Here is a 12,648-nt window from a genome sequence, read left to right as displayed (position 1 = left end):
GGTCGATCGCTTATACTAAAATATCTGGTTGTCAGCTCTTCAATGACGAGAGATGACTAAAGTTGTCACTACCAACTTAATTATGATTATTTAACCGGACTTGATATCATCTTTCAAATAACCGCTAACTACTAACAACTAACTACATAAAACGTTTCTCAAAAATGGAAGCTAAATCTTACAAAGACACGGTAAACCTGCCCAAAACCAAGTTTGATATGCGCGCCAACGCCACCAAGCGCGAACCAGAATTGCAACAATTTTGGGCCGATCAAGAAATCTACGATCGCCTTTCGGAAAATAACCCAGGCGATTTGTTCATCCTCCACGACGGGCCACCCTACGCCAACGGACAACTCCACATCGGCCACGCCCTCAACAAAATCCTCAAAGACTTTATCAACCGCTACCAAATGTTGCGCGGCAAAAAAGTCCGCTACGTGCCCGGTTGGGATTGTCATGGATTGCCGATCGAACTTAAAGTATTGCAAAACATGAAATCGGACGATCGGCTAAATCTTACGCCGATCGAACTCCGCCGCAAAGCCGCCACCTTCGCGCAGCAAACAATGGAACAGCAGCGCGAATCCTTCCAGCGCTACGGCGTTTGGGGCGACTGGGAACACCCGTATTTAACCCTAAAACCCGAATACGAAGCCGCTCAAATCGGCGTTTTCGGTCAAATGGTGCTCAAAGGCTACATCTACCGCGGCTTTAAACCGGTTCACTGGAGTCCGAGCTCGAAAACAGCCCTCGCCGAAGCGGAATTGGAATATCCAGAAGGTCACACGTCGCGCAGCATCTACGTCGGCTTCCATGTGAGAAAATTGTCAAAATCTTTGCAGTCGAAGCTCAAGCGCTATATGCCAAGCCTCTGGGCGGCGATTTGGACGACTACCCCCTGGACAATTCCGGCAAACTTGGCGATCGCCGTCAATCCTGAACTGACTTATGCGGTGGTGGAACCGCCGGCAAATTCCCACATCGCACAACAATTTATGTTAGTAGCTGTCGATGCGGTCGATCGGCTGTCGGCAACTTTTAACACTGAATTAAAAATACTGGCCACCTTCAAAGGCAAAGAATTAGAAGGTTGCATCTACAAACACCCGCTGTTCGATCGCGAAAGTCCAATTGTTGCCGGCGGTGACTACATTACCGCTGATTCCGGGACGGGATTGGTGCACACTGCACCGGGCCACGGACAAGAAGACTTTATCGTCGGAAAACGCTGCGGTTTGCCAGTTTTAACGCCCGTAGACGAGAACGGAAATTTCACCGCAGAAGCGGGACAGTTCGCAGGTTTAAATGTCCTCGGAAATGGCAATGGCGCAGTGATTGATGCCCTTGCCGAAGCAAATTGTTTGATTAAAGAGGAAAGTTACGCTCACTCTTATCCTTACGATTGGCGCACGAAAAAGCCGACTATTTTTCGGGCGACGGAACAGTGGTTTGCCTCGGTTGAAGGGTTCCGAGATGAAGCCTTAAAAGCGATCGCCGGTGTGAATTGGATTCCCGCCCAAGGGGAAAATAGAATCACTGCAATGGTGGGCGATCGATCGGATTGGTGTATTTCTCGCCAGCGGACTTGGGGCGTTCCCATTCCCGTATTCTACGACGAAGAAAACAACGAACCGCTGTTAAATGAAGAAACGATCGCCCACGTGCAAGCCATCTTTGCCGAACGCGGTTCCGATGCTTGGTGGGAATTGTCGATCGAGGAATTGCTGCCGGAATCTTACCGCAACAACGGCCGCACTTACCGCAAGGGAACCGACACGATGGATGTGTGGTTTGACTCCGGTTCTTCCTGGGCCGCAGTTGCCAAAGGGCGATCGGAATTAAACTATCCTGCTGATATTTATTTGGAAGGTTCAGACCAACATCGGGGCTGGTTTCAATCCAGCTTGCTGACCAGTGTAGCAACTAACGGCGTTGCTCCTTACAAAACAGTTTTGACTCACGGTTTTGTGCTCGATGAAAAAGGCCGGAAGCAGAGCAAGTCTGAAGGTAATGTCGTCGATCCGGCAGTCGTAATTAAGGAATATGGAGCCGATGTTTTGCGGTTGTGGGTGTCTTCGGTAGATTACTCCGCCGACGTGCCTTTGGGCAAAAACATTCTCAAACAGCAGTCGGATGTTTACCGCAAAATCCGCAATACAGCTAAGTTTTTGCTGGGTAATTTGCACGACTTCGATCCGGCAAAGGATGCCGTTGCTTACGAGGAATTGCCGGAACTAGACCGCTATATGCTGCACAGAATGGGCGAAGTATTTGCGGAAGTCCAAGATGCTTTTGAAAGCTTCCAATTCTCCCGATTTTTCCAAACTGTGCAGAATTTCTGCACGGTGGATTTGTCTAATTTTTACTTGGATATTGCCAAAGACAGACTTTACATCAGCGCGACAGATACCTTTCGCCGTCGCAGTTGTCAGACGGTGATTGCCATTGCTGTGGAGAATTTAGCACGGGCGATCGCACCTGTTTTGTGTCACATGGCTGAGGATATTTGGCAGTACCTTCCCTATCCGACTCCTTACAAGTCCGTGTTTGAAGCAGGCTGGGTGCAAATTGATGCTTCATGGCATAATCCAGAATTGGCTACTCGCTGGCAGTATTTGCGACAAGTGCGGGGCGAAGTTAACAAGGTTTTGGAAAAAGCCCGGATTGAAAAGGCGATCGGTTCTTCTTTGGAAGCTAAGGTTTTATTGTACGTTCCTGATGTTGAGAAAAGAGAGCAATTGCAAGCTTTCAATCCCAGCAGCGAAGAATTGGTGGATTATGTGCGATCGCAAAATTCAGTCATAGAGTTAGCTGCAGAGGAGGAAGCAAAAGCAGCACAAGATAAACAGGAAGAACAAGCGGCAAAAGTTGCCAAAGTCTTGACAGAAAATACAATTTATGTTGAGCCGAAAACGATCGCACAAAAGAGCGATCGACCTTCTCAGATAGTAGAGTATTCTGTCCCTGAACTGTCGGCTTCAGATTCGGGGCAAATCTTCGATCGAGCCGCCGAGTTTGTGGCTAATTTGCCTGAATATGCGGGCAACTTTTTCACAGAATACCAACAAGCGCTGGTAACACTTGGGCTGTTAGCCTCTGTGTTAGTAACGGGCAGAGTAACGCTGGCGATTTTGGATACGATGAATCAGATTCCGATGTTGGGAGGCCTCTTTGAAGTCATCGGCATCTTATTTACAATCTGGTTTGCTTTCCGTCACTTGCTGTTTGCGGCCAACCGTCAAGAAATTGCACTACAAATTGATTTGCTGACAGCAGATGTGCTGGGCCAGACAACCGCGATCGTGCTTGCAGAAACAAAGGCGATCGTCCTCGCACCGGCATTAGATACAGCGCTTGTGCTTGTAGAAACAGAGGCGATCGCCCAAACAGCCCCAGCCGAAAAAGTGTTTGTAGAAACACCCCAAATCCCGCAACCAGAATTAGTTGCGATCGAACCCAAACCAGAAATTCCTGCTGACCTAGCTGCAGGGCACCATTCTACAATGACCGGCAAGGGTGTAGATGAATTGCGCTATTTGTTCATTACTTCGGAAGTGGAACTGGTAGAATCGAATGCAGCCATCCAGGAATTGCCGTACAGTTATCAGTCTCCAGAGTTGGCGATTGGTGTAGTCAAAGCAGACGGCCAAAAGTGCGATCGTTGCTGGAACTACTCTACTCACGTCGGAGAGTCGATCGAACATCCGCTAATTTGCGAACGTTGCGTTTCAGCAGTAGACGGCAAATTCTAACTAAAATGTGTACTGCGGAATGAGAATTAAATAATTTCCCTTTTTTCTTGTGGGATGGGCGTCCTGCCCGCCCAGAAAGGACGGGCGGGACGCCCATCCCACAACAAACATGAAAAGTTGATTACTACTCGTTACCAGGCTCCTGCCTGGTAACGCAGATCCGGAGGCTCTGCCTCCATCTTCCCAGCCGAGGCAGAGCCTCGCTTATATGGGTTCCAAGGCAGAGCCTTGGAAGCAGTTAAATCAATCAAACAATGAGTGGGATGGGCTTCTAGCCCGTCACAAATATGCTATTTCTTAAAAAAACTGCAGACGATTTCACCAGGGTTGTTTTGTCCAAACGTCAAAACAGTTCCATCTTTCTTAACTGTAGTGCGATCGCGGCAATTGTAGACTTCCAGAGGCTGTTTCACTCCATCAACACTCAGAATTACCCTGTATTCCCAATAATTTTTTGCACTGCGTTTGATATCGACAATGCAAATCTCGCTTCCTTGATAATTGCGGCAAACAGAGGCGTCAGCAGGAAGGGCGGCCCCGAAAAAAGATATTAATAACAAAAAGTAGCAAACACATTTCATCATCTGCGATCTATTCCACTGCATAACCCGTATACTTCCGCATAAAGGGCGGCTGAAATCCCCAAACAATATCCTCTTTTGGAACTCCGGCTATTACTAAATTTTCAGCAATATCATCTTCAGTCGCATTCCATTGAAGCCAAATTTTTCCGCCCTTGATATCAATGTGAATGCTACAATGATGCACCCTAGTCTGCTTGTCCCAGCCCACATAAAAGATTTGGTAATGATCTCGTTCTGTATCAATAATTGTCTCGACTTCAATGTCTCCGTGAGCAGGTTTGTGCTGGCCGTACTCCAGTAACATTTGCTGCACAATTTGCCGATATTTGATTAATTTTTCCATTCTACAATAACCTCAACTGCTGTATCATAAACAATCATTTTTACCTGATTTTCCTCGATCCTTGCTTTCGGGAAATCTAGTTGAAAGAATTCTTCATAAGTTATTAACGGCACAGCCAAGTACAAAATGCGATCGGGTGCTTTTTCTTTGAGTGCTGCTCGGTAATTAATGAACTGCCCCAATGCTCTGTGAAATTCCGAGATTGCCGACGATTTTGCCAAAAAACTTTTGACCTCAACGGCAATTTTTTCGCCTTGCCTTTCTGCCGCAATCAGCCTTTCTGCTCCCAGATCGATCGACATATCTACACCGCCCACACTAATCGGAAACGGATCGTGGGTAATATGCCAGCCTTCTTTTTGCAAAGCTGTTTTGACAACTTCATGAAAAACATCTTTGGCAGACATAATATATCGATAACTAACTTACTTATTCCTATCTTACCTTTTTTGATAACCAACTGACAGTATTTTTGCAAGCGACTTAGCAATTGGGCGCGCCCTCAAGTCGCGACATCATAAGATAGCTGAACCATGCCAGAACTGTATGTCTGACATCCAGTTAACTGCAAAGCTGTAGTATTTATCGGATTAACAAATAAAGGAATTCCCTCGCCCAAAATAATCGGGTGCACCGAGAGAATTAGCTCCTCAACAAAATTTTGATTCAGGAAATCGCGAATCAGCAGAGAACCTCCCACCAACCAAATATTCTTTCCCTCAAGCAAGCGCAAATCCTTGACAAAATTCTCGAAATTTGTTACCACTTCGACATCCGAAGTAGCTTGAAAATCTAGATTATTCGTAAAAACATAACTCTTTTTTTCCTGGTACGGGTACTCGCCAAAAGTTAGAACTTGTTCGTAAGTTTTCCGACCCATGAGAACCGTATCGATGCTATCTAAAAATTTACTATAACCGTAATTTTGGTCTGTAAACAGCCAATCAATATCGCCATTCGATCGGGCGATATAACCGTCCAGACTAGATGCAATGAATAGTACAATTTTACGCATGGCAACACCTAGGTTTTGGGAATGATTGGGGTGATCATCGCCCCAACTTTAATTTTAAATGATTTAGTGTCCTGACGGTAGCTTGAGTTCGATACCCACTTGGTCTCTCGGTAGTCTTGATTTTATTGTGACAGGATTTTTCGCTGGTTGGGGATTAGCCCGCGCGTCACAATCAAAGAAACCGAGTTTTTTGGGGTTTCTACACTGTCATGCGTCTTCTCAACAAAAACCCGGTTTCTGGCCTACGCATCAGGGAGCATCTCAATGAAAGCAGCCACGCTAAAAATTGGAGTTTTGAGGCCCTCTTGCTGGGGAGCATCTCAATGAAAGCAGCCACGCTAAAAATTGGAGTTTTGAGGCAGGAGGGAAGAGGGAAGAGGAAGAAGGAAGGAGCCAGAAGAAGTGTTTTTACAAATATGAGATGCTCCCAGTACACACAATCCTGTAGTAAGCATCGGTGCGTCGCCACCCGTCAATCTGCAAGTTCTATTTAAAAGGTTGCAGATCCGCACCCTACATATTAAAATCACACAACATAAATATAGCGGCTACTGTACTTCATCAACCACCGAATCTGCTGTATGATTTACTAAAAATTAAAAACAGTCGAGCGAGCAGACTTGACAATTTAACAATGATTCCCAGGGAGGGTTTTATGAAATCCATTGCTAAAAACAGCCTCCACTAGACTTACTCAGTGGCTAGTTTCTGTCTCCTTTTCGCAATACAGCAACAAAAAGCTACAGCAGCAACGCTATCTAACGGCTGGAATTACGCGATCGATTCCTTGAACGACGGCGTGACAGGGGCTCAAATCGGCGGCGGGGAATTTGAATTTTACGGCATCGCCATCAAAGAAACATCAGATACAGCTTTCATCGCCATCAATTCTAATCTAAGTTTAGCCGGATATGCCGACTCACTAGCTCAAAGAGGCAACATCAACTACGGCGATTTATTCTTCAATTTTTCCGGTCAAAATTTCAATACAGCTAACGCAAACGGCAGCTTGTTTGGTAAGCTGTTGTGCATTTAAATTGTATGTTGAGGGCGGGCTATAGCCATCCTAAATCATTTGTGAATTTCTTACTCCCTCCCCTTGGGTTCGGGGAGGGCTGGGGTGGGGTAAAAAATTTATGACTCCTGCAAGGATTGCTATATGGGGCGTGATTTTGTAGATGCCGAGACCGGATTCTATTAATAATTCGATTGTTTGATTAATAATTTTCATAAATTGTCTTTCATCGCCAGCCCTGTTCAATATACCTCTCCAATAATTATTGTGGAACAGGCATCCTGCCTGTTCAAGACAGGCTTTGCTGGAGATGTCTAATAATTATAATTACCTTGGTTGGGATGACTTCATTCCTCAAACTCTTCAAATGCCGATCGCGCACAGCAATTTTACTAATTTTACCATCAGCGTTCAACCCAACAGGCTCTCATGAATCAGCACTTTTTCTGTAAGTGCCACCCAAAGCGAGAATTGGATAGTCAAAAAAAATCATACGGCAAGAACGATCGCACGTTTTTAGAACACCCAATCAACTTCCGGCCCTACATCCGCTGCAGGCATCGTGGGTTCCTTCTAACTCCCTCGGTGGTTTCTGCACTCTTAGGCGCTGCATGAATCAATCAAATTTTTAAATCCTGTTAATATATCGCCGACAGTTCGTTGACTATCTTGACTCTTCCCTTGATCACAGAACGCAGCAGGCGGTTGATCGAATGTCTGTATTCATCGTCGAGAGAGTCGTCCAAAACAGCGGCCATCAAGCCGTAGCGATCGGCTAAAGTCAAACAACCCGTCTCCGTAACAGAGGCAAGCATTTCGGAAATAGCGCCGGGGATAAGTTGAACTAAAAGCATGAGACGTTCCTTAAATTCGATGCTTATATCATCTCTCGTTCTGGGAAAATTAATAGTGACGCTGGCATAGCACACAATGTGATGTTTTGAGGCAAACTGTGTGACAGCGACCGCTCTAATGTTGTGACGATCTCGTTTTAAGTCTGCGATCGCAATCACAAAATTAATTTTAGATATTCCAATTTCCCCCTTTCCCTCCTAAATCTAAAGATTTAGAGAGATTTTTCGGTTTTGGGGGTCTCTTTACCCATTTCCCATGTATAAAACGCATGGGCATTATGCGAAATATTCATAAAACTCAATATTTTGTAAAAATAGATACGAATATTTACAATCGTGGGCTTTACATTAGCTCATAACAAAGGTGCATCGAAACAGAGCGATCGACCGAATCATCGGTAGCAACTATAACCATAAATAGTTTGGCGACGTTCGAGCTAGCGCCCAGTCAAGCTCAAGTTTACAGAAGACCAACCATGCTTAAAAGAAATTCCATCTAGTAACTAAATATACAGTTTTAAATCCATACAGTCACTAAGGTTAGCAGGAAACACACACTTTATGCTCCAAGTCAATACCTCCCCACACAAGCCAGCAGCGAGGGTAAACCGATGACCCAAACAGTAGAACCCAAAGCCCAAGCGAGCCTGAACAAGTTTGAAAAACTCAAAGCCGAAAAAGATGGCTTAGCATTAAAAGGCGAACTCGACCACTTCGCCGCAATCGGCTGGGAAGCAATGGACGAAATCGATCGCGAGCACCGCCTCAAATGGCTCGGCATCTTCTTTCGGCCAGTAACTCCGGGCAAATTCATGATGCGGCTGCGCTTGCCCAACGGCATCATAACTAGCAATCAAACCAGAACCCTAGCAGAAATCGTCCAACGCTACGGCGACGACGGTAGCGCCGACATCACCACCAGACAAAACCTGCAATTGCGCGGAATTCGCATCGAAGACGTACCCGACATCTTCCGCCGCCTCAAAGAAGCGGGCATGACCAGCATCCAGTCTGGCATGGACAACGTGCGTAACATCACGGGTTCCCCAGTCGCGGGGCTGGACGCCGACGAACTGATAGATACGCGGGAACTGGCGAACCAAGTCCAAGACATGATTACGAACAACGGCGAAGGCAACCCCGCGTTTTCAAATTTGCCGAGAAAGTTTAATATTGCGATCGCAGGCTGCCGCGACAACTCAGTCCACGCAGAAATCAACGACATCGCCTTCGTACCCGCTTACAAAGACGGCAACATCGGCTTTAACGTATTAGTCGGCGGTTTCTTCTCCGCCAAACGCTGCGACGCTGCAATTCCTCTCAACGCATGGGCAAGTCCCAGCGACGTTGTAGATTTGTGCAAAGCAATTTTAACTGTGTTTCGCGATCGAGGCCCAAGAGCAAACCGCCAAAAATCGCGGCTGATGTGGCTGATTGACGAACTCGGAATCGAAAAATTCCGAGCCGAAGTCGAACAAGAATTAGGGCGCACTTTGCCCGCCGCCGCGCCCAAAGATGAAATCACCTGGGACAAACGCGACCACATCGGCATCTACGCCCAAAAACAATCAGGGCTCAACTATGTAGGGCTCCACGTTCCCGTCGGACGGCTGCAGGCATCGGATTTGTTCGATTTGGCCAGAATTGCCGAGGTTTACGGTAGCGGCGAACTCAGGCTCACTGTGGAAGAAAACGTGATTATTCCCAACGTTCCCGACTCGCGGATAGAATCGCTGGTCAAAGAACCCCTGTTGCAGCGTTTTTCCATCGAGCCCGCACCGCTGACACGAGCCTTGGTTTCCTGCACCGGCGCCAAGTTTTGCAACTTCGCCCTCATCGAAACCAAAAGCCGATCCGTGGCAATGATTGAGGAACTCGAAGCTGAACTGTCAGTACCCAAACCGGTCAGAATTCACTGGACGGGTTGCCCCAATTCCTGCGGTCAACCCCAGGTAGCAGACATTGGTTTGATGGGAACAAAAGTTCGCAAGAACGGCAAAACCCTCGAAGGTGTAGACATTTACATGGGAGGCACAGTTGGCAAAGACGCTCATTTGGGTGCTTGCGTCCAAAAAGGCATCCCTTGCGAAGACCTCAAACCGCTGCTGCATCAACTGTTAGTCGAGCAGTTTGGGGCAGTTCCTAAAGAGATTACAGGGGATGTAGCTGTGCTGAACCGGCAACTGCAATTGACGGTTGAGGAGGGCGAAACAGCAGTCTCGGCAGCCCAACCTCAGACATCTACTGTCATTTTCGCTCGATCGGGCAAAGAAGTTGCTTGCAGCGAAGATGAGTACATTCTCGATGTTGCCGAACGGGCCGGGGTCGAACTTGACAGCAATTGCCGGTCAGGAAGCTGTGGCACTTGCAAGCAAAAACTCCTAGAAGGCCAAACAGTCTACGACAGCAAACCAGACGCGGCTGCTGACTTAGAACCAGGGTTCATTTTAACTTGCAGCGCGCGGGCGATCGGCAAAGTGTCGATCGACGCCTAATCTAAATAATGTCAGATGCGATGCGAAGGTCGCGAATCAATCTGACATCTCACATTTCCACCATCTCCAAGTACAACAACAATTCAAGACAAATGAGCAACCTTTCTAGAAGAAAATTCATCATCACCGCTGGAGCAACAGCAGCCGGCACCCTCCTAGCCCACGGTTGCAGTTCCAGTCCCACCACATCTAACGCAACTCCCGGCGGCGCTTCGCCCACCGCCGCCCCAGCAGTCAACATCAATCCCGCCGACGCCCCAGAAGTTACCGCAGCCAAACTCGGATTCATCGCCCTCACCGACGCAGCACCCTTAATCATCGCCCAAGAAAAAGGGTTATTTGCCAAGTACGGCATGAAAGACGTACAAGTTACCAAACAAGCATCTTGGCCAGTTACTCGCGACAACTTAGAACTCGGTTCCGAAAAAGGCGGCATTGACGGGGCCCACATCTTATCCCCCATGCCTTACCAAATGACATTAGGCACTATTACCAAAGGCAATCAGCCAGTGCCGATGTACATTCTCGCCCGGTTAAATACTAACGGTCAGGCAATTTCGCTCAGCAAAAAATACCTAGATTTAAAAGTAGGTACAGACAGCGCACCGCTGAAAGCAGCTTTTGCCAATCAAAACGTTCCTATTGCTATGACGTTTCCCGGCGGCACCCACGATTTGTGGATACGCTACTGGCTAGCAGCAGGCGGTATTAATCCAGATACAGATGTTTCCGTGATTCCCATACCGCCGCCCCAAATGGTAGCGAACATGAAATCTGGCAGCATGGAAGCCTTTTGCGTAGGCGAACCTTGGAATGCTCAGCTAGTTACTCAAAAGGTAGGATACACCGCCTTAATAACTGGAGAAATGTGGAAAGATCATCCTGAAAAAGCTTTAGGTTTAAGAGGAGATTGGGTTGACAAAAATCCCAAAGCTGCAAAAGCACTTACCATGGCCGTACTGGAAGCCCAGCAGTGGTGCGACAAGCCAGAAAATCACGATGAAATGTGCCAAATCATTTCTCAAGATAGGTGGTTAAAAGTGCCAGTAGCAGATATTATCAGTCGCTCTAAGGGCCAAATTGACTACGGTACCGGTCGCGTTGAAGCCGCCAGCCCTGTGGCAATGAAATTTTGGGCAGATAATGCTTCTTATCCCTACAAGAGTCACGATGCTTGGTTCTTAGCTGAAAATATTCGCTGGGGTTATATCCCGGCAACTACCGATATCAAAGCAACGGTTGATAAAGTTAACCGCGAAGATATTTGGAAAGCAGCAGCGACAACACTTGGCGTCCCCGCAGCCCAAATTCCTACTAGCAGTTCTCGCGGTGTAGAAACATTCTTTGACGGCGTGAAGTTTGACGCCGAAAAACCAGAAGAATATCTGAAGAGTTTGGCAATCAAAAAAGCATAATTAGTGCACAGTTGACAGTTGACTGTTCACTTTTGATAGTTGACCGATTTTTTAATTGAGTGGAGTTGGGTTTCCTAACTCAACCCACCCCAGACACGGTGAACACTTCAAAGTATCTACAAATAATCGATTATTCACAATCTTGGAAAAAGAAAAATGGCAACAAACCTCGCTGTTACTAAAAGCAAAAATCCAGTAAATTTCGTTCTGGATCAGGTTCAGAAAAACCGCCGGAAAATCATCCGCCCGCTGGTAGCAATTGCAGTTCTGCTCATAATCTGGCAAATCCTCTGCAACAGTCCAGAGTCCAGCTTGCCGGGACCCATCAAAACAGTCCAAGAAAGCTGGAATCTAATTATCAATCCTTTCTTCGACAACGGCGGTACAGACAAAGGCTTGTTCTGGCAAATTTTGGCTAGCTTGCAGCGGGTGGCGATCGGCTTTACTTTAGCAACAGTTCTCGGCATCAGTTTAGGAATCCTGATCGGGACAAACTCCCTAATGTTCGATGCTTTAGATCCGCTGTTTCAAGTATTTAGAACTATCCCGCCCCTGGCTTGGCTGCCGATCGCCCTGGCCGTATTTCAACAGTTCAATCCCTTTGAAGGCATGGGGGTGAAAGCTAACGAAGTTTCTGCACTCTTCGTAATCTTAATTACAGCAATTTGGCCGATTCTAATTAACACCACAGTAGGCGTTCAACAAATACCCCAAGACTACAGAAACGTCGCCCGCGTCTTGCGCCTCCCCAACCAAAAATACTTCTGGAAAATCCTGCTTCCCTCTTCTGTTCCTTACATCTTCACTGGCTTGAGAATTGGCATCGGTTTGTCTTGGCTGGCGATCGTAGCTGCGGAAATGTTAGTCGGCGGCGTCGGCATCGGCTTCTTCATCTGGGACGCTTACAACAGTTCTCGACTCAGCGCAGTGATTATAGCAGTGCTTTATGTAGGAATCGTCGGTTTGATTTTAGACAGAATCGTTGGTTTCATTGCTTCCAAAGTTGTTCCTGAAGAACAAAAATAGGATTTGGGCATCGGGCATCGGCCAAACAGGGCATCGGGCATGGCGAATGGGGAATGGGGAATGGTTGCCAACTACAAACTGGTAGAAATGAGTTGTAAATTAATGCCCAATGCCCTGTTTGGCCAATTCCCAATTAATAATCAGCA

General features: G+C 46.9%; 10 protein-coding genes and 1 pseudogene. 6 read left to right on the top strand and 5 right to left on the bottom strand.

The genetic code is table 11. The features are described from left to right. Positions 1-164: 164 nt before the first annotated feature. Complete coding sequence (gene ileS, locus QT984_RS05235; protein ID WP_333373423.1) at positions 165-3,755, top strand: isoleucine--tRNA ligase; 3,591 nt, start codon at positions 165-167, stop codon at positions 3,753-3,755. Positions 3,756-4,045: 290 nt separating this feature from the next. Here the strand turns inward: ileS and QT984_RS05230 are convergent, their stop codons facing one another. The 4 genes from QT984_RS05230 to QT984_RS05215 all read right to left on the bottom strand — a co-directional run bounded on the left by QT984_RS05230 (position 4,046) and on the right by QT984_RS05215 (position 5,697). Continuing rightward, the gene (locus QT984_RS05230; protein WP_333056189.1) at positions 4,046-4,360 is read right to left on the bottom strand and encodes a hypothetical protein; all 315 of its coding nucleotides are present in this window, start codon (positions 4,358-4,360) and stop codon (positions 4,046-4,048) included. Beyond that, positions 4,347-4,682, bottom strand: coding sequence for a XisI protein (locus tag QT984_RS05225; protein WP_333056188.1), 336 nt, complete (start codon positions 4,680-4,682; stop codon positions 4,347-4,349). Before QT984_RS05225 ends, QT984_RS05230 begins: the two co-directional genes overlap by 14 nt. Then, positions 4,670-5,089 (bottom strand): XisH family protein, encoded by a 420-nt coding sequence (locus QT984_RS05220; RefSeq protein ID WP_333056187.1) that lies wholly within the window; start codon positions 5,087-5,089, stop codon positions 4,670-4,672. Before QT984_RS05220 ends, QT984_RS05225 begins: the two co-directional genes overlap by 13 nt. Positions 5,090-5,184: 95 nt before the next feature. Further along, positions 5,185-5,697 carry a dihydrofolate reductase family protein gene (locus tag QT984_RS05215; protein WP_333373420.1) on the bottom strand — a complete coding sequence of 171 codons (513 nt, stop codon included), beginning with the start codon at positions 5,695-5,697 and terminating at the stop codon, positions 5,185-5,187. Between the two features lie 697 nt (positions 5,698-6,394). Here QT984_RS05215 and QT984_RS05210 point away from each other — a divergent pair. Continuing rightward, positions 6,395-6,733: an XDD3 family exosortase-dependent surface protein gene (locus QT984_RS05210; RefSeq protein WP_333239285.1), complete on the top strand. Its 339-nt coding sequence runs from the start codon at positions 6,395-6,397 to the stop codon at positions 6,731-6,733. Positions 6,734-7,350: 617 nt separating this feature from the next. On the opposite strand, the gene QT984_RS05205 is transcribed toward QT984_RS05210, so the two are convergent. Then, positions 7,351-7,566, bottom strand: a complete 216-nt coding sequence (locus QT984_RS05205; RefSeq protein ID WP_333056184.1) for a hypothetical protein — start codon at positions 7,564-7,566, stop codon at positions 7,351-7,353. Positions 7,567-8,177: 611 nt separating this feature from the next. Here QT984_RS05205 and QT984_RS05200 point away from each other — a divergent pair. The 4 genes and pseudogenes from QT984_RS05200 to ntrB all read left to right on the top strand — a co-directional run. Further along, positions 8,178-9,716 (top strand): annotated as a pseudogene (locus QT984_RS05200) (ferredoxin--nitrite reductase); the annotation flags it as partial. Positions 9,717-9,734: 18 nt separating this feature from the next. Next, a complete protein-coding gene (locus tag QT984_RS05195) occupies positions 9,735-10,061 on the top strand; it encodes a 2Fe-2S iron-sulfur cluster-binding protein (protein WP_333056200.1) in 327 nt (108 codons plus the stop codon). 92 nt (positions 10,062-10,153) lie between these two features. After that, positions 10,154-11,476 carry a CmpA/NrtA family ABC transporter substrate-binding protein gene (locus tag QT984_RS05190; protein ID WP_333056183.1) on the top strand — a complete coding sequence of 441 codons (1,323 nt, stop codon included), beginning with the start codon at positions 10,154-10,156 and terminating at the stop codon, positions 11,474-11,476. Positions 11,477-11,632: 156 nt separating this feature from the next. Then, the gene (ntrB, locus tag QT984_RS05185) at positions 11,633-12,502 is read left to right on the top strand and encodes a nitrate ABC transporter permease (RefSeq protein WP_333056182.1); all 870 of its coding nucleotides are present in this window, start codon (positions 11,633-11,635) and stop codon (positions 12,500-12,502) included. Positions 12,503-12,648: the final 146 nt, after the last annotated feature.

Origin of the sequence: Microcoleus sp. Z1_B2, assembly GCF_036700325.1 — a bacterium.
In the GTDB taxonomy this organism is placed as follows: domain Bacteria; phylum Cyanobacteriota; class Cyanobacteriia; order Cyanobacteriales; family Microcoleaceae; genus Microcoleus.
Note: the sequence above shows the minus strand (reverse complement) of the source record. Positions and strands in the feature narration are given on the sequence as shown.